This is a genomic window from Methylosinus sp. C49, from assembly GCF_009936375.1.
Taxonomy (GTDB): domain Bacteria; phylum Pseudomonadota; class Alphaproteobacteria; order Rhizobiales; family Beijerinckiaceae; genus Methylosinus.
Map to the genome: position 1 here is coordinate 1,122,791 of NZ_AP022332.1, position 15,978 is coordinate 1,138,768.

Here is a 15,978-nt window from a genome sequence, read left to right on the forward strand (position 1 = left end):
TTTTTTGAGGACCTGCCGCCCTGTTTCGGGCGGCTTCCGGGGAAACGATCATGCGACGCGCTCTAATCGCCGTTTTCGCCCTTCTCGCTCTTGCGCTTCTCTACGCCGGCTACGCCTTTCTCTCGCTGCGTCAGCTCGAGGCGGGCGTGCAAGCGGGCGACGCCGCGGCCATTTCCGATCATGTCGATTTTCCCGCCGTGCGCGCCTCCATCAAGGAGCAGCTTTCGGCCATTGTCATGTCGCGCGCGCTGGACGAGGCGGATAGGCGTCGCAGCGCCGGGGCGCGGCTCGGCGCCGGGCTGCTGGCGGCGATCGGCCCTGCGCTCATCGACACGGCGGTCGATCGCTTCGTCTCGCCCGCCGCAATCGGCGCTCTGCTGGCGCGGCGCACGCCCGCGGCCGGAGGCGGTGGGAGCGAGGCTGGCGGACAGGAGCCGAAGGAGCTCGATCTGCGTCGCTTCGCGCATCGCTTCGAGCTTCTTTCGCCGACGCGGTTCCGCATCACCCATAAGGATGGCGTCGCCATCGTCTTCGCGCTCGCGGATTGGACGTGGAAGGTCGCCGATATTCGCATCCCGCCGGATCTTCTGAAAAAGATCATGCGGCCGGACGCCGGCGAGCCTTTGTGAGCGCGCGCTCGGCCGAGCTGCTCGGCCATCCGAAGGGCCTCGCCTTTCTCTTTACGACCGAGATGTGGGAGCGCTTCTCCTATTATGGAATGCGCGCTCTGCTCGTCCTCTATATGGTCGATCATCTGCTCGCGCCGGAGCGAGCGCAGAGAGTCATCGGCCTCGCCGCTTTGAAGCGCGCGCTCGAATTTCTCTTCGGCCCGCTGGCGCCGCAGCCTTTCGCCTCGCAAATCTACGGGCTCTACACCGGCTTCGTCTATCTGACGCCTATTCTCGGCGGCCTAATCGCCGATCGCTGGCTCGGGCGCCGCTACACGGTGATTCTCGGCGCGGCGCTGATGATGGCCGGCCATTTCATGATGGCGTCGGAAGGCCTGTTTCTGCTGGCGCTGGTCACGCTGGCGCTCGGCAATGGCGCCTTCAAGCCCAATATCGTCACACAAGTCGGCGGGCTCTATCGGCAAGAAGATCCGCGCCGTGATCGCGCCTTCTCGATCTTCTATGTCGGCATAAATGTCGGCGGCTTCTTCGCGCCGCTGGTGAGCGGAACGATCGGCGAGACATTGGGCTGGCATTATGGCTTCGCCAGCGCCGGCGTCGGCATGGCGATCGGCCTCGCCATCTATCTTTTGGGCCTTCCCAGCCTACCGATGGAGACCGCGCCGGCGCCCGTCGCCGAAAGAGCTCAGACGCGCGACGATGGGCGCGCGCTGCTCGGCCTGCTGCTGCTGGCGCCGCCGGCCATTCTCTTTTGGGCGGCCTATGAGCAGCAGGGCAACACCATCGCGCTGTGGGCGGAGCGCTTCATGAACCGCCATGTCGATCTCCTGTTTTGGCGCGGAGAAATTCCCGTCACCTGGTTTCAGTCCGTCAATCCGCTGATGATTTTCCTCTTCACGCCGCTGCTGGTGGCGCTGTGGGCGCGGCTCGCCGCGGCGGGGCGGGAGCCCTCGACCATCGTCAAGCTGTCGCTCGGCTGCTTTTGCCTCGGCCTCTCCTATCTCATCCTCGCTTTCGCCGCGGAGACGCGCGGGGAGGGGCTATCGAGCTGGCTTTGGCTCGCGGCCTATTTCGCCCTGCTCACGCTCGGCGAATTGTGCTTTTCGCCGATCACGCTCTCGCTGGTGTCGCGTCTCGCGCCGCCGCGCTCGCGCTCCATGGCGATGGGCGCCTGGTTCCTCACAATGTTCGCCGGCAATTTTCTCGGCGGCTGGCTCGGCGGCTTCTGGTCCAGCCTCTCGGGCGCGGGCTTTTTCGCGCTCATCGCCGGCGCGGCCGTCGCCGCGGGCGCGATGATCGAGCTGGCGCGTCGCTTTCGCTTCGATCTTATTCCCGATTGACGCGCGCGCGCGTCGGGTTAAGAGCTTTGCGCATGACGAAGACGCATAAGGGCGCCGCGCTTCTCGGGCAGAAGGCGCCGCTGCCGCAATCGCCCGAAGAGGCCGAGCTCGACCTCGTCGCCAATCCGCATCCGGGCGAGACCTATCTCGTCCGCTTCGCCGCGCCGGAATTCACCTCGCTCTGCCCCGTGACCGGCCAGCCGGATTTCGCGCATATCGTCATCGACTATGCGCCGATGGAATGGCTCGTCGAATCGAAGTCGCTGAAGCTCTATCTCGGCAGCTATCGCAATCACGGCGCCTTCCATGAGGATTGCACCATCCGCATCGCCAAGGACCTCGTGGCGGCGATGACCCCGCGCTGGCTGCGCATCGGCGGCTATTGGTATCCGCGCGGCGGCATTCCGATCGACGTCTTCTGGCAGACGGGCGCGCCGCCCGCGGGACTCTGGCTGCCCGACCAGGGCGTGCCGCCCTATCGCGGGCGGGGGTGATCGAGCCTTATCGGAGCGTCTTCGCCAGCCGATCGAAGGGGAGAAGCATCTCCATCAGCGGCGGCAAATCGCGCAGCGCGATCATATTCGGCCCGTCGGAGACAGCGTTGTCGGGATCGGGATGCGTCTCGATGAAGAGGCCGGCGACGCCCACGGCCACTGCCGCCCGCGCCAGCACGGGAACGAAGCGCCTTTCGCCGCCGGAGGCCGCGCCGCGCCCGCCCGGCTGCTGCACGGAATGGGTGGCGTCGAAAATGACCGGAACGCCCGTCGTCTCGGCCAGAATGGGCAGCGAGCGCATGTCGGAGACCAGGGCGTTATAGCCGAAGCTGGTTCCGCGCTCGGTCGCCAGCGCGCCGACGGCGCCCTCTGCGCGCAGCTTGTCTATGGCGTGGCGCATGTCCCAGGGCGCGAGAAACTGGCCCTTCTTGACATTGACGACGCGCCCCGTCCGCGCCGCCGCAGTCAGGAGATCGGTCTGCCGGCAGAGGAAGGCGGGGATTTGCAGAATATCCGCCACTTCGGCGACAGGCGCGCATTGCGTCGTCTCATGCACGTCGGTGAGGACGGGCAGGCCGAAGCGCTCCTTGATCTCGGCGAAGATCGGCAGAGAGGCGGCAAGGCCGAGGCCGCGCCCCGAGGCGCCCGAGCTGCGATTGGCCTTGTCGAAAGAGGCTTTGAAGACGACGCCAGTGCTCAGCCGCTCGGCGAGCTCGACCAGCGCCTGCGCGATCTCGAGGCCCTGCGCGCGGCTCTCCAGCGCGCAGGGGCCGGCGATGAGGGCGAGCGGCAGGTGATTGCCGAATGCGACGCGACGCGAAGAGCCGACCGCGACCGTGGAGAAATCGGTGGTCATCGCCAAAGCCTATCACTCACCCACGTGAGCGCGAAGCGTGGCGAATCACAGCTTGCCGACGACGACGAGGCGCTTGATCTCGCCTCGCTCGAAGGCGCGCAGGAAGGCGGCGTAATTCTTGAACGACACGCAGCCATTGGAGTCGCCACGCGGGCCGAGCATGTAAGTATGCGCGAGCAGTCCGGCGCGGCCGAAGATCGCGCCCTCGCCGCCGACCGGCGTCAAGCGGATCGCGCGCACGCCATGGAACAGGCTCTCGCGGAAGGTGAGATCGTAAGTATGCGGCGGCGTGACGCCGCGCATGCGCACATGGGCGAAGCGCGGATCGTCGAATTTGTCGCCGAGGCCCGAATGCGCCTCGAGACGCGTGCCGTCCGGCAGATAGACCGTATGCGCGCTGATGTCGTAGACGGCGGTCTGATTGTCATAGGCGGTGGTCGGATTGCCGCGCGTCGCATTGCGCAGTCCGTCGAAGAGCCCGGTCTCCGGCGCCGCATAGGCGAGCGCCTTGCCGGTAGGCTGCAGCGGGCCGAAGACCTTCTCGAAGAAGGAGGGGCTGCTCTCCTCTTCCGCCGCCGGCGCGGAGGCCGTCTTTCGCGCGCTGCGGATGACGGGCAGATGGACGCGCAGACCGAATTCGGAGGGACGCGGCGGCGGCAACGGCGCGTTGTCTTGTTCCTCTTCCGCGACCTTCTGCTCGAGGCCCGCATCCTTGCGGGCGGGCGGCGTCGGCGCAGCCACAGGCGCCAGAGCCGGCGCTGGCAGGGATTGCGGTGTCTCGAGCGCGGCGACGACCGTCTTGGGCGCCGCATGGGAGCGCAGATCGCCGACCAGCACGCCGAAGGGAATGGAGAAAGAGGGCGACTCGATCGAAGCCGTCGTCTCCTCGGGGGCGTCTACGATCGTGAGCGCGGCGGCCGCGGGCGGCGCGGGCGTCTGCTCGGCGCTGCGCATCGCGAGACCCGCCAGACCGCCCACGGTGAGGGCGCCGGCGAGAAAAAGAGTCGAGAGCAGAATGCGGCGAGAGATTTCACGGCGAGGCAATGAATTGGAAGAGCATCGTTCACCGGGATTCTTACGCATCCACCCCCACTTTCGGAAGGACTTCCGTTACGCACACTGTCGAGGCGTCTCTATAAGCGAGCCGCTCGACTACGCCACACGCGCCCGGAATGAAGCTTCTTCTCTCCGATCCCGAGCATTTTCGAGAAACTGAAGTTACAATTTGGCGGTTTTTTGTCCACGCTACGTAGCTTCAGCGCAAGTATTCGCAAGCTCGACTTCTCGAACCTTGCGGTTCGACCAACGCGAGCTTCGCTGACCATGGAGGTGAATTACGCCGCAATATAGTAAACATTTTCGTAAATCCTTCGCATAATCTCGCCGGCCGGAATGCGACGCAGGGACGCGTGCGCCGGGCGCGCTTTCCCTCTATAGTCGCGGCGTCACAGGGAGCTTCGCATGAGCGGAGACATCGCCAATTCGCATTTGGCCAATTCGCATTTGGACCGCGTGCGCTCGGTGGTCGCGGACGAGACCGCGCCGGCGCGCTCGGCGGTCGCCGCCTCCTGGCGCCGCTGCGTCACGCTGCATAAGCTCGATCCGGCGGCGAGCCTCGCGCCCGCCATACTGACCGCCACGGAGTTTCGTGAAGCGCGCGAAAGGCTGGAGCCGCTGGCGCGCGTGGCGCAGAGCGTGATGGAGCGGCTCTCCGCCGCAATCGGCGATCTCGGCTGCTGCGTTCTATTGGCCGATGCGCGCGGCGTTCCGCTGGAGCGGCGCGGCGCCCCCGCCGACGCCGAGATTTTCGACCGGCGCGGATTGCTGGCCGGCGCGCAATGGAGCGAGGCGCATCAGGGCACCAACGCCATCGGCGCCTGCATCGTCGAGGAACGCGCGCTGACGATCCATCGCGACCAGCATTTTCATGCCCAAAACACCGGGCTGAGCTGCACGGCCGCGCCGATCTTCGATCATTTGGGACGGCTGGCGGCGGCGCTCGACGTCTCCTCCTGCCGCGAGACCTTGGCCGAGGGGCTGACCAATCTATTGTCCGTCGCCGTCGTCGACGCCGCGCGCACGATAGAGGCGCTGAACTTCCGCCGCGCTTTCGCCGACGCCCGCATTCTGCTCTCGCCGCAGGCCGATCGAAACGCCGCCTCGCTGATCGCCGTCGATCGGCACGATCTCGTCATCGGCGCGACGCGCGCGGCGCGGCTCGAGCTCGGCGTCACCGATGCGCGCATAGCGGCGCAGCTGCCGGCCGCCGATCTGCTGAACGGCGCCGGCGAGACGGAACTGCAGAGTGGAGAGCCGCAGAGAAGCGAGCTGGAAGACGCCGAGCGCGGCGCCATTCGCCGCGCCCTCGCCCGCGCCAATGGCAATGTGACCGCCGCCGCGCGACTGCTCGGCGTCAGCCGCGCCACTCTGCATCGCAAGCTCGGGCGGCTCGGATTGTCGCAGTGACCGGGGTGAGAGCTATTTCATCTCGAACACGTAACGCACGCAGAGCCTGACGAGCACATAAAAGAAAACAAAAACCGGCAAAAACAGCACCAAGAGCGACACGTCCGCATAAACCGACAGAAGCACCCACGACACGAAATTCAGCGCCGTCGCGCCCATGTAGAATATGGTGCGGTCGATTTCTATTTTTTTCAAATTACATCTCCCAATATTTTTTGATGCTATTCGGGTCTATTTCGGTGAACGCTTTTGAAAGAATATCATTGCTGATTTGACCATTCTGAAATTTGTCCAAGAGGATGATCTTGATCTTGCGCATTTCCTCCTTGAGCGAAAAATACAGCGCCGTGGCCGCAGTGACCATCGCGAACAGCACCAATCCGCCCGCCACCGGAAATTTTCCGTACCGCGCCTCGATTCCCTCGAATATCGCGCCCTTTCCAGACATGCGGCTCAAGGTCGTCTTGGCGCCGGCTTTCGCCATCTCGGTGGCTCCTTTCGCCTTGAGCGCCTCTTTCATCCCGGCGGCGATCGCGCCCGATCCCGCGCCGATCCCGATGAACTCCAGCACGGAGACGATGCGACGCATGTCCTGATACAGGCGAACGAGCTCTTGGGGCGATCGCGACATCTGCGAATACCAGGAGCGGAACTCTTGAATTTCGATCACTCGGACGGATATTTGCGCGTAGAACCGCGACGACATGGCCTCAGACGGCGGGAAATGCGCATTGGCGCTCTGCAAGATCTGATTGCCGAAACGGCGGCGCTCGAAATGATCGACGATGACGGGCATGGAATAAAGGCACGTCATCACGGACAGGGCCGCCGGAGGATTGTCCTCCGTGAGACCAATGTCGATGCGAAACAAATTGCACAGATTCCGCAATCGCGCGGTTTCGCCCGGATTCAACGGCATTGTGGCCTCCTCTGAAATAAGCGCCGAAATCCATCCAATATTTCCTCTCGACCCGGCCGGGCCGAGTCGCGTGTTCGATCGCCGCCCCGGGAAAGAGAAGAGTTGAGCAAAACAATGTGAATTTTTTTGGCGCGCGGCTGTGCGACCGGCGCCGGAGCCGTCGTGGGACGGTCCGGGCCGCCGACTGTCGCAAATCTGCGACACCTCGAGGCCGTTCGTGCGTTTCCCCCTCTGGCGCGGCCCGGCGCGCGGGCGGATGATCTCCCCCGACGCCGCAAAGGCGCGTGAAACAGCCAAGGGGAAACGTCATGACGAGGCCCGAATTCCTCCGCTCCACGACACCGAAGTTCGAGGCGCGCTATGAGAATTTCATCGGCGGCCGCTGGGTCGCTCCGCGCGCCGGCCGCTATTTCGAGAATGTGACTCCGGTCAATGGGCAGATTCTCTGCGAGGTCCCGCGTTCCGACGCGACCGACATAGAGCTCGCGCTCGACGCCGCCCATGCGGCCAAGGACGCTTGGGGCCGCGCGAGCGTCGGCGCGCGCGCGCGCGTTCTCCTCGCCGTCGCCGATCGCATGGAGCAAAATCTCGCAGCGCTCGCGGAAGCCGAGAGCTGGGACAATGGCAAGCCGATCCGCGAGACGACGGCCGCCGACATTCCGCTCGCCATCGATCATTTCCGCTATTTCGCCTCGGCGATCCGCGCGCAGGAAGGCGGCATATCGGAAATCGACCACGACACGGTCGCCTATCATTTTCACGAGCCGCTCGGCGTCGTCGGCCAGATCATTCCATGGAACTTCCCGCTGCTGATGGCGGCGTGGAAGCTCGCCCCCGCGATCGCGGCAGGCAATTGCGTGGTGCTGAAACCGGCCGAGCAGACGCCCGCCTCCATACTCGTATGGGCGAAGATCGTCGGCGATCTGCTGCCGGCCGGCGTCGTCAATATCGTCAACGGCTTCGGCCTCGAGGCCGGCAAGCCGCTCGCCTCCTCTCCGCGCATCGCCAAGATCGCCTTCACCGGCGAGACCAGCACGGGACGGCTGATCGGCGAATATGCCGCGCGCAATCTCATCCCCACGACATTGGAGCTCGGCGGCAAATCGCCGAACATCTTCTTCGCCGATGTGGCGGCGGAAGACGACGCATTCCTCGACAAGGCGCTGGAAGGCTTCGCCATGTTCGCGCTCAATCAGGGCGAGGTCTGCACCTGCCCGAGCCGCGCTCTGGTGCACCGAAGCATCTATGACAAATTCATCGAGAAAGCGGTGAAGCGCGTCGGCGCCATCGTGCAAGGCGACCCGCTCGACGCGCGGACGATGATCGGCGCGCAGGCCTCCAAGGAGCAGATGGAGAAGATCCTCGGCTATATCGACATCGGCCAGAAGGAAGGCGCGGACATATTGATCGGCGGCGGACGCGCCGAGCTCGGCGGCGATCTTTCCGGCGGCTATTATGTGAAGCCCACAGTGCTCGCCGGCAACAACAAGATGCGCGTGTTCCAGGAGGAGATATTCGGACCCGTCGTGTCGGTGACGGTGTTCGACACGGATGAAGAGGCGGTGGCGATCGCCAATGACACGATCTTCGGCCTCGGCGCCGGCGTGTGGACCCGCGACATCAACCGCGCCTATCGCGTCGGCCGCGCCGTGCAGGCGGGACGCGTGTGGACCAATTGCTATCACGCCTATCCGGCGCATGCGGCCTTCGGCGGCTACAAGCAGTCCGGCATCGGCCGCGAGAATCATCGCATGATGCTCGATCACTACCAGCAGACGAAGAATCTGCTGGTCAGCTATAGCCCGGACAAGCTCGGCTTCTTCTGAGCGTCCGGCCGGGGCGGCCGTTTCCCTCCCTGCGGTCGCCCCGCTCCCATCAAATTAAAGACCTAAGTAAAAACCGAAGGCTACTTGCTCTATTCGTTCCGATGTAATCAATAGGTCGCCATCGATGATCTTCGAAGGCGCCTCATGTTCACCAATAGCCGCGACATCAAACGCCGTCTCGAAAAGGAAGGCTGGGTGTTGGTCCGCGTCACGGGATCGCACCATGTCTTTCGAAATCCGAAAACCGGCGCATAATCCCCCTGCCGCATCCAAAGAAAGACCTCGGCCAAGGTCTCGTCTGGACGATTTACAAGGCAGCCGGCTGGCCCGGAGACTGAATGAGCTCGATGACCCATTACGTCGCCATCGTCGAAGAGGAAGAGGGAAAGGCCGTCGGGGTCTGGTTCCCTGATCTGCCCGGCTGCGTCTCCGCGGGCGATAGTCTCGACGAGGCGATGGCCAACGCCGTCGAAGCGTTGACGCTGTGGGTCGATGTCGCGCTCGAGCACGGCCAGCCGATCCCCACGCCGCGCGGCCTCGTCGATCTGAAGCGCGACCCGGAAGTCTCGCGCGAGCTGTCACGCTTCATGGTGGCGCTGATCCCCTTGCGGCCACAACTCGACGCCGCGCAATAAGCGAGCACATTCTTCCCCAGGGGACGGGCGAACGCTCGTCGGCGGGAACGCGCTTGACCCGGTCCTGCGCAAGCGCCAGGATCGAGGCAGCGGGGACGTCACGCCGGATCGGCGCGAAAGGGCGATCATGAACGCTTTTAGTCGCAACATGCTGCTCGCGCTCGGCGTCGCCGGTTTCGGCTATTTTCTGTGGTCGATCTTCGTCGCCAGCCGCTATCAGGCGCTTTGCGAAATCTCCTATTGGTCCGCGACCGAGGCGCAATTGCGCGCTTGCGACGAGATGCGCTCCTCCCTGCCGAGAAATTGACGAGGCCGCGCCGCGCGCGCATTGCGGAAAATGGAATGAACGCCAGATCCTACACTTTTGCGGCCCTGGCGCTGATGCTCGCGCCGAACGCCCTCGCCTCGGAAATTCATCTCGATTGCGGACGCACCAATCGAACGGTCGCGATCGACGTCGACACCGGCCGGCGCTTTGTGCAGCTCATTTGGGAAGACGGCGTCGCCGAGGAATATCGCGATGGCGATTCCTATGTCTCCGGCGCGAGCGGCTCCAGCGAGACGCAAAAGGTCACTTATGCGGTCAGCGTCGACAAGGATGCGGTGAGCTTCGGACAGGACCGCGTCTGCGTCGCCGCGACCGGCAAATGCCATGACCAGCATGTCCGCAACCTGCTCGACATAGCCGCCGGCACGTTGAAATATGACGATGGCGGCGTCATCGCCGTGATGAAATGCGCGCCCGCGCCGCCGGGCCGCCGATTCTGAGGGACGGCCGGCCCGACAACGCATCGCAGAGCTCCACCTTGCGCCGAGGCGACGCGGTCGCCTAAGAGAGCGCATCCCGATGCGCGGCTCTCGCGCGCGGCGTTCAATCGAAAAGAGGTTCGCGTGGCCGACGACGAAGACTATGTCTATGACGAAGCGAGCGGCGAATGGGTTCCGGCGTCGCAGCTCGCCGCGGCGGCGGCGCAGGCGAAAGTCGTGAAGGATTCGGCCGGCAATGCGCTCGCCGACGGCGACTCGGTCATCCTCATCAAGGATCTGAAGGTGAAGGGCGCCAATCAGACCTTGAAGCAGGGCACGGTGATCAAATCGATCCGCCTCACCGACGACCCGCAAGAGATCGACTGCCGCCACGACGCCATCAAAGGTCTGGTGCTGCGGACGGAATTCGTGAAGAAACGCTGAGCCGGTCTTCCGGCTCGCTCGTCAATGCGCCTCCTCGTCGTGGTTTTTTCCATGGCCGCCGGCGAGGCGCTCCGACAGAGCGAAGGCCAGCGTCGAGACGACGAAGACCATATGAATGCCGAGATAGAAATACAGATCCCGGTCATTCATATGCGGCACATCCATGAAGGCCTCGAGCAGCTTGATCGCCGAGATGGCGACGATGGTCGAGAGCAGCTTCAGCTTCAGCTCGGAGAAATCGATCGAGCCCATCCAGTCCGGCCAGCCGGGCTGGCTGTCCGTATCGACCTTGGAGACGAAATTCTCATAGACCGACAGCATGACCGTCACCACCAGCGCGCCGGTGAGCGTCATGTCGATGAGGTCGAGCACCAGCAGCGTCATATTGGATTCGGTGGCGGTGACGAGATGCGCCGTCGCCTCGAAGAGATGAACGCCGGCTTTATAGAGCAGCTCCAAGAGCCCCACCGCCAGCATGACGAAGAAGGGCGCGAGCAGCCAGCGCGAAAGAAACAGGAAGGATTCGAAAAAGCGCTTCATCTTGGACTCGTTCTGGTGGGGAGGCGACGGAGCCGTACACGAATTCGCCGCGCCGGCCAAGCTCAGGAGACCGGCGCGCGCGCCGATCGCCCTTCTGCCCGCGGAATCGCCTTGACCCCTGCGGTCGTCTCCCGTAACGTCTGCTTCGGTATTTCACTTGGAGCGGGCCGTGAAGGGCATTCTTCTCGTAGGCAGGGCGCTGGAGACGGAGCGGGTCTGAACCCGAGCTTCCGCCGCTGGCGCTTATCCGAGGCCCTCCAGGGGGCCTTTTTTATTGCCTATGGGGGCGCGCCCGCGCGGTCCTATGTCTCGAGGGTCGAGAAAAGCGGAGCTGGAGAGAATGGCGAAGCAGATGACCGGAGCGGAAATGGTGGTCGAGGCCCTGAAGGATCAGGGCGTCGAAGTGCTTTTCGGCTATCCCGGCGGCGCCGTCCTTCCGATCTACGACGTTCTCTTCCACCAGGAGAAGGTGCGGCATATTCTCGTGCGCCATGAGCAGGGCGCCGCGCACGCCGCCGAGGGCTACGCCCGCTCCTCCGGCAAGCCGGGCGTGCTGCTCGTCACCTCCGGCCCCGGCGCCACCAACACCATCACCGGCCTCACCGATGCGCTGATGGACTCCATTCCGCTGGTCTGCATCACCGGCCAAGTGCCGACGCATCTCATCGGCTCCGACGCTTTTCAGGAATGCGACACGGTCGGCATCACCCGCCACTGCACCAAGCATAATTATCTGGTGAAGAACATCGCCGATCTGCCGCGCATCCTGCACGAGGCTTTCTATGTCGCCTCCAGCGGGCGGCCGGGGCCGGTGGTGATCGACATTCCGAAGGATGTGCAATTCGCGTCCGGGACCTACACCGGCCCGCGCAATGTGCATCACAAGACCTATCAGCCCAAGCTCGACGCCGACACCGACGCCATTCGCCGCGCGGTGAAGATGATGGCCGCCGCCAAGCGGCCGATCTTCTACACGGGCGGCGGCGTCATCAATTCCGGCCCGGCCGCCTCGACGCTGCTGCGCGAATTGGTGTCTCTCACCGGCTTCCCGATCACCTCCACGCTGATGGGCCTCGGCGCCTATCCGGGCTCCGGCCCCAATTGGCTCGGAATGCTCGGCATGCACGGCACTTTCGAGGCCAATAACGCCATGCACGACTGCGATCTGATGATCGCCGTCGGCTCGCGTTTCGACGACCGCATCACCGGAAGGCTCGACGCCTTCTCGCCCGGCTCGAAGAAGATCCACATCGATATCGATCGCTCCTCGATCAACAAGAATGTGAAGGTGGATCTGCCCATCGTCGGCGATTGCGGGCATGTGCTGGAGAGCATGGTGCGCATCTGGCGCGCCGAGGCGATGCACGCCGAGAAGCAGCCGCTCGACGCCTGGTGGAAGAAAATCGACGAATGGCGCGACCGCAAGTCTCTGGCCTTCCGCAACTCGGACAAGGTCATCAAGCCGCAATACGCCGTGCAGCGTCTCTATGCGCTGACCAAGGATCGCGATCCTTACGTCACCACCGAGGTCGGCCAGCATCAGATGTGGGCCGCGCAGCATTATCATTTCGACGAGCCCAATCGCTGGATGACCTCCGGCGGGCTCGGCACCATGGGCTATGGCCTGCCGGCGGCGATCGGCGCGCAGCTCGCACATCCCAAATCGCTGGTCGTCGACATCGCCGGCGAAGCGTCCATTCTGATGAACATTCAGGAAATGTCGACGGCGATCCAATATCGGCTGCCGGTCAAGGTGTTCATCCTCAACAATGAATATATGGGCATGGTGCGCCAGTGGCAGGAGCTGCTGCACGGCGGGCGCTACTCGCACTCCTATTCGGAGGCGCTGCCCGATTTCGTGAAGCTCGCCGAAGCCTTCGGCGCCAAAGGCATTCGCTGCTCCGACCCCGCCGATCTCGATCGCGCCATTCAGGAGATGATCGACTATGACGGACCGGTGATCTTCGACTGCCTCGTCGAGAAGGGCGAGAATTGCTTCCCGATGATCCCCTCGGGCAAGGCGCATAACGATATGCTGCTCGCCGATCTCTCCGACGACGCCGGAATCGAACTCGGCTCGATCATCGACGAAAAGGGCAAGATGCTGGTGTGAGACGAGCGAATAGCGAGTAGCGAATAGAGCTGCTCCGCTTTCGACTATTCGCTACTCGCTATTCGCTGGAAACGGACACATGAACGCTCCCCTCTCCCCGCCCTCGCCCTATTCCTCGCCGACGTCGCGCTCCAATGTGGAGACGCATACGCTCGCCGTGCTGGTCGACAATGAGCCGGGCGTGCTGGCGCGTGTCGTCGGCCTGTTCTCGGGCCGCGGCTATAATATCGAGAGCCTGACGGTGGCGGAGGTCGCCCATGGCGAGCATCTCTCGCGCATTACCGTCGTCACCTCCGGCACGCCGGAGACAATCGAGCAGATTCAGCATCAGCTCGAACGGCTGGTGCCGGTCCACAAGGTCACCGATCTCACCGTCTCCGCCCGCTCGCTGGAGCGCGAGCTGGCCATGGTGAAGGTGCGCGGCAAGGGCGAGGAGCGCAACGCCGCTTTGCAGCTGGCCGAGGCCTTCCGCGCCCGCGTCGTCGACGCCACGACCGAGAGCTTCATCTTCGAGCTGACCGGAAAGCCCGATAAGATCGACGAATTCGTCGATCTGATGCGCCCGATTGGCCTCGTCGAGGTCTCGCGGACGGGGGTCGCCGCGATCTCGCGCGGGCCAGACCCGATCTGACCGCGCAAATCCTTAATTTTTGACCTTCGCGCGCTGGACGCGTAGAAAGGTCTGCGAAATGCGCTCTCGTCCTGCGGTTCTTCCCGAGACGAGAGAAAAGCCACGTAAAATCAATCAGGAAGCCGACTCCGCCGGCGCGACCGGCGGTTGCGGAGCTCTTGAAGACTAGCGACGGCCGACTGTCGTCCTGCGGGGGAAAGCGAGAATATGCGCGTCTATTACGATCGGGATGCCGACATAAATCTGATCAAGGGCAAGAAGGTCGCTGTGGTCGGCTATGGCAGCCAGGGCCACGCCCATGTCCTGAACCTCAAGGATTCCGGCGTCACCGAGGTCGCGGTCGCGCTGCGCAAGGGCTCCGCCTCCGCCAAGAAGGCCGAGGGCGCCGGCGTCAAGGTGATGGAGGTGGCCGAGGCCGCCAAATGGGCCGATGTCGTCATGATGCTGACCCCGGACGAGCTGCAGGGCGAGATCTACGCCGCCGAGCTCGAGCCGAATTTGAAGCCCGGCGCGGCGCTGTTCTTCGCCCATGGCCTCAACATTCACTTCAACCTCATCGAGCCGCGCAAGGATCTCGACGTCATCATGGTCGCGCCCAAGGGTCCGGGCCATACGGTGCGCGGCGAATATCTGAAAGGCGGCGGCGTGCCCTGCCTCATCGCCGTGCATCAGAACGCCTCCGGCAATGCGCTCGAGCTCGGCCTCTCCTACGCTTCGGCGATCGGCGGCGGCCGCGCCGGCATCATCGAGACCACCTTCCGCGAGGAATGCGAGACCGATCTCTTCGGCGAGCAGGTCGTGCTCTGCGGCGGTCTCGTCGAACTGATCCGCAATGGCTTCGAGACGCTGGTCGAGGCCGGCTATGCGCCGGAAATGGCCTATTTCGAGTGCCTTCACGAGGTGAAGCTGATCGTCGACCTCATCTATGAGGGCGGCATCGCCAATATGAATTATTCGGTCTCCAACACGGCCGAATATGGCGAATATGTCACCGGCCCGCGCATCGTCACCAAGGACACCAAGGCCGAGATGAAGCGCGTGCTCGAGGATATTCAGTCCGGCAAGTTCACGCGCGACTGGATGCTCGAGAACAAGGTGAGCCAGACATCCTTCAAGGCGACCCGCGCCCGCAACGCCGCCCATCCGATCGAGGAGGTCGGCGGCCGCCTGCGCGCGATGATGCCATGGATCGGCAAGAACCGGCTGGTCGACAAGGACCGCAATTAGAGCGCTTCCGATCGGGCGCACGATCCGATCCGATTGGATCGTGCTCTCGTCGAGCGTGCGAAGGAGAGCGCCATAGGGAAGTTCAGCTCGGATCGAACGCAACGTCGAGAGAGGAGCGGCCGGGGCGCCGCCCTTGCGACGGAGAGGCGCGATGCAGCCGAAAATCGACGCGCCTGACGAAGAGGAACGTCGCAAATTGAGACGCAATGTCTTCGAGATCACGCGCCTGCGCATGTCGGGCCGGATCGACGAGATGCTGCGCTATTTTGCGCCGGACGTGATCGTTCGCTATCACGCCACCAAAGAGGGCTTGTTTCTTCCCGGCGTCCTTCACGGCCGCGAGGCGTTTCGCGAGAATATTCGTCTCACCGACGTCGACTACGAGCCCCTCGGCAGCGAGGTGCTGGACATTTTGGTGGACGGCTCCATGACGGCGGTGCGGTGGCGCAACTCCTGGCGCCATCGCAATTCCGGCCGCACGGCGACCATGGACATGGCGCATTTCCTGTCCTGGCGAAACGGCATGGTCGTCGAAGTGTTCGAATATCTCGATTATCACGGCTGGAATCCCTTCAGCGACCACGAGCTCATCGAAAGGGACGAGCCCCGCCCCTGAGAAGAAAGCGCGAATCGAGGCGCGTATGACCGATATCGAAGAGCTTTTCACTCATCGCCCCCCGGGGCTGGAACGTGACGAAATCCGTCGCCGCCTCGATCTGCTCGCCTCGCAGCCGGCCGAGAACGGCGATTTCAGCGTGATCCACAAGTTGTTCTCGCCGGATGTCGTCTGCGAGTTCGTCGGCGACAAGACGCGCATCCCCTATGCTGGGCGCCATACGGGCATCGACGCGCTGCTCAATATATTGCGCGCCATCAACGTCGACTTCTGCCAGTCGGAGCCGATGATCGACGATGTCGTCATCGACGGCGGCCGCGTCGCGCTCCGGCGCAGCGTGCGCTGGCGCCATCGCGGCACCGGCCTCGAGGGACGCGTCGATCTCGCCGATTTCGTGCGTTTCGAGCACGGGCTCATCGTCGAATTGATCGAGTTCCGCGATTCGATCAGCATTCTCAACATTCAGGGCGAGCCCTCCTGGCCATAACCCTCTGG

General features: G+C 63.8%; 20 protein-coding genes. 15 read left to right on the forward strand and 5 right to left on the reverse strand.

Translation table 11 applies throughout. The features are described 5' to 3' along the window. The first annotated feature begins 50 nt into the window (after positions 1 to 50). Genes GYH34_RS05275 through queF form a run of 3 tightly spaced genes read left to right on the forward strand, consistent with a single transcriptional unit; the run spans position 51 to position 2,463 of the window. Positions 51 to 629, forward strand: a complete 579-nt coding sequence (locus GYH34_RS05275; protein ID WP_161912675.1) for a DUF2939 domain-containing protein — start codon at positions 51 to 53, stop codon at positions 627 to 629. Further along, the gene (locus GYH34_RS05280; RefSeq protein WP_161912676.1) at positions 626 to 1,969 is read left to right on the forward strand and encodes a peptide MFS transporter; all 1,344 of its coding nucleotides are present in this window, start codon (positions 626 to 628) and stop codon (positions 1,967 to 1,969) included. The genes GYH34_RS05275 and GYH34_RS05280 overlap by 4 nt, the downstream gene beginning before the upstream one ends. 32 nt (positions 1,970 to 2,001) lie before the next feature. Continuing rightward, on the forward strand, positions 2,002 to 2,463 hold the full coding sequence (gene queF, locus GYH34_RS05285; protein WP_018267840.1) for a preQ(1) synthase: 462 nt from the start codon (positions 2,002 to 2,004) through the stop codon (positions 2,461 to 2,463). Positions 2,464 to 2,470: 7 nt separating this feature from the next. Here the strand turns inward: queF and kdsA are convergent, their stop codons facing one another. Together kdsA and GYH34_RS05295 are read right to left on the reverse strand one after the other, a co-directional pair. Further along, the gene (gene kdsA / locus GYH34_RS05290; protein ID WP_161912677.1) at positions 2,471 to 3,319 is read right to left on the reverse strand and encodes a 3-deoxy-8-phosphooctulonate synthase; all 849 of its coding nucleotides are present in this window, start codon (positions 3,317 to 3,319) and stop codon (positions 2,471 to 2,473) included. 45 nt (positions 3,320 to 3,364) lie between these two features. Then, positions 3,365 to 4,363: a DUF2778 domain-containing protein gene (locus tag GYH34_RS05295; RefSeq protein WP_244635280.1), complete on the reverse strand. Its 999-nt coding sequence runs from the start codon at positions 4,361 to 4,363 to the stop codon at positions 3,365 to 3,367. 417 nt (positions 4,364 to 4,780) lie between these two features. Between GYH34_RS05295 and GYH34_RS05300 the strand changes: the two genes are divergently transcribed. Then, entirely contained in the window at positions 4,781 to 5,785 is a 1,005-nt protein-coding gene (locus GYH34_RS05300) for a helix-turn-helix domain-containing protein (protein WP_161912678.1), read from the forward strand. A 12-nt stretch (positions 5,786 to 5,797) separates the two neighbouring features. Here GYH34_RS05300 and GYH34_RS05305 read toward each other — a convergent pair whose 3' ends face one another. After that, a complete protein-coding gene (locus GYH34_RS05305; protein WP_161912679.1) occupies positions 5,798 to 5,980 on the reverse strand; it encodes a hypothetical protein in 183 nt (60 codons plus the stop codon). Between the two features lies 1 nt (position 5,981). Then, positions 5,982 to 7,001, reverse strand: a complete 1,020-nt coding sequence (locus tag GYH34_RS05310; protein ID WP_161912680.1) for a hypothetical protein — start codon at positions 6,999 to 7,001, stop codon at positions 5,982 to 5,984. Positions 7,002 to 7,012: 11 nt separating this feature from the next. On the opposite strand from GYH34_RS05310, the gene adh reads away from it, so the two are divergent. The 6 genes from adh (at position 7,013) to GYH34_RS05335 (ending at position 10,356) form a co-directional block, all read left to right on the forward strand. Next, on the forward strand, positions 7,013 to 8,530 hold the full coding sequence (adh, locus tag GYH34_RS05315; protein WP_161912681.1) for an aldehyde dehydrogenase: 1,518 nt from the start codon (positions 7,013 to 7,015) through the stop codon (positions 8,528 to 8,530). Between the two features lie 144 nt (positions 8,531 to 8,674). Continuing rightward, on the forward strand, positions 8,675 to 8,785 hold the full coding sequence (locus GYH34_RS21880; RefSeq protein ID WP_244635281.1) for a type II toxin-antitoxin system HicA family toxin: 111 nt from the start codon (positions 8,675 to 8,677) through the stop codon (positions 8,783 to 8,785). Positions 8,786 to 8,868: 83 nt separating this feature from the next. Next, positions 8,869 to 9,165 (forward strand): type II toxin-antitoxin system HicB family antitoxin, encoded by a 297-nt coding sequence (locus GYH34_RS05325; protein WP_348983907.1) that lies wholly within the window; start codon positions 8,869 to 8,871, stop codon positions 9,163 to 9,165. Positions 9,166 to 9,292: 127 nt separating this feature from the next. Next, complete coding sequence (locus GYH34_RS21645; protein WP_108917330.1) at positions 9,293 to 9,472, forward strand: hypothetical protein; 180 nt, start codon at positions 9,293 to 9,295, stop codon at positions 9,470 to 9,472. 35 nt (positions 9,473 to 9,507) lie between these two features. Further along, entirely contained in the window at positions 9,508 to 9,933 is a 426-nt protein-coding gene (locus GYH34_RS05330) for a hypothetical protein (protein WP_161912682.1), read from the forward strand. Positions 9,934 to 10,056: 123 nt separating this feature from the next. Continuing rightward, a complete protein-coding gene (locus GYH34_RS05335; RefSeq protein WP_161912683.1) occupies positions 10,057 to 10,356 on the forward strand; it encodes a zinc ribbon domain-containing protein YjdM in 300 nt (99 codons plus the stop codon). A 21-nt stretch (positions 10,357 to 10,377) separates the two neighbouring features. Here the strand turns inward: GYH34_RS05335 and GYH34_RS05340 are convergent, their stop codons facing one another. Next, the gene (locus GYH34_RS05340; protein ID WP_161912684.1) at positions 10,378 to 10,896 is read right to left on the reverse strand and encodes a YqhA family protein; all 519 of its coding nucleotides are present in this window, start codon (positions 10,894 to 10,896) and stop codon (positions 10,378 to 10,380) included. Positions 10,897 to 11,236: 340 nt separating this feature from the next. Here GYH34_RS05340 and GYH34_RS05345 point away from each other — a divergent pair, with 340 nt between their 5' ends. The 5 genes from GYH34_RS05345 to GYH34_RS05365 all read left to right on the forward strand — a co-directional run bounded on the left by GYH34_RS05345 (position 11,237) and on the right by GYH34_RS05365 (position 15,970). Next, positions 11,237 to 13,009 carry an acetolactate synthase 3 large subunit gene (locus GYH34_RS05345; RefSeq protein WP_161912685.1) on the forward strand — a complete coding sequence of 591 codons (1,773 nt, stop codon included), beginning with the start codon at positions 11,237 to 11,239 and terminating at the stop codon, positions 13,007 to 13,009. Positions 13,010 to 13,088: 79 nt separating this feature from the next. Then, complete coding sequence (gene ilvN / locus GYH34_RS05350; protein ID WP_161912686.1) at positions 13,089 to 13,640, forward strand: acetolactate synthase small subunit; 552 nt, start codon at positions 13,089 to 13,091, stop codon at positions 13,638 to 13,640. A 207-nt stretch (positions 13,641 to 13,847) separates the two neighbouring features. Next, positions 13,848 to 14,867, forward strand: a complete 1,020-nt coding sequence (gene ilvC / locus GYH34_RS05355; protein WP_161912687.1) for a ketol-acid reductoisomerase — start codon at positions 13,848 to 13,850, stop codon at positions 14,865 to 14,867. 196 nt (positions 14,868 to 15,063) lie between these two features. Beyond that, a complete protein-coding gene (locus GYH34_RS05360) occupies positions 15,064 to 15,483 on the forward strand; it encodes a nuclear transport factor 2 family protein (RefSeq protein ID WP_244635282.1) in 420 nt (139 codons plus the stop codon). A gap of 25 nt (positions 15,484 to 15,508) precedes the next feature. Next, complete coding sequence (locus GYH34_RS05365) at positions 15,509 to 15,970, forward strand: nuclear transport factor 2 family protein (RefSeq protein ID WP_161912689.1); 462 nt, start codon at positions 15,509 to 15,511, stop codon at positions 15,968 to 15,970. Positions 15,971 to 15,978 lie beyond the last annotated feature (8 nt).

Bases quoted from the DNA above. Each gene is read 5' to 3' on its own strand.
- ilvN (WP_161912686.1), top strand. From the start codon at position 13,089: ATGAACGCTCCCCTCTCCCCGCCCTCGCCCTATTCCTCGCCGACGTCG.
- adh (WP_161912681.1), top strand. From the start codon at position 7,013: ATGACGAGGCCCGAATTCCTCCGCTCCACGACACCGAAGTTCGAGGCG.
- queF (WP_018267840.1), top strand. From the start codon at position 2,002: ATGACGAAGACGCATAAGGGCGCCGCGCTTCTCGGGCAGAAGGCGCCG.
- kdsA (WP_161912677.1), bottom strand. From the start codon at position 3,319: ATGACCACCGATTTCTCCACGGTCGCGGTCGGCTCTTCGCGTCGCGTC.
- GYH34_RS05330 (WP_161912682.1), top strand. From the start codon at position 9,508: ATGAACGCCAGATCCTACACTTTTGCGGCCCTGGCGCTGATGCTCGCG.
- GYH34_RS05325 (WP_348983907.1), top strand. From the start codon at position 8,869: ATGAGCTCGATGACCCATTACGTCGCCATCGTCGAAGAGGAAGAGGGA.
- GYH34_RS21880 (WP_244635281.1), top strand. From the start codon at position 8,675: ATGTTCACCAATAGCCGCGACATCAAACGCCGTCTCGAAAAGGAAGGC.
- GYH34_RS05345 (WP_161912685.1), top strand. From the start codon at position 11,237: ATGGCGAAGCAGATGACCGGAGCGGAAATGGTGGTCGAGGCCCTGAAG.
- GYH34_RS05275 (WP_161912675.1), top strand. From the start codon at position 51: ATGCGACGCGCTCTAATCGCCGTTTTCGCCCTTCTCGCTCTTGCGCTT.
- GYH34_RS05300 (WP_161912678.1), top strand. From the start codon at position 4,781: ATGAGCGGAGACATCGCCAATTCGCATTTGGCCAATTCGCATTTGGAC.
- ilvC (WP_161912687.1), top strand. From the start codon at position 13,848: ATGCGCGTCTATTACGATCGGGATGCCGACATAAATCTGATCAAGGGC.
- GYH34_RS21645 (WP_108917330.1), top strand. From the start codon at position 9,293: ATGAACGCTTTTAGTCGCAACATGCTGCTCGCGCTCGGCGTCGCCGGT.
- GYH34_RS05340 (WP_161912684.1), bottom strand. From the start codon at position 10,896: ATGAAGCGCTTTTTCGAATCCTTCCTGTTTCTTTCGCGCTGGCTGCTC.
- GYH34_RS05365 (WP_161912689.1), top strand. From the start codon at position 15,509: ATGACCGATATCGAAGAGCTTTTCACTCATCGCCCCCCGGGGCTGGAA.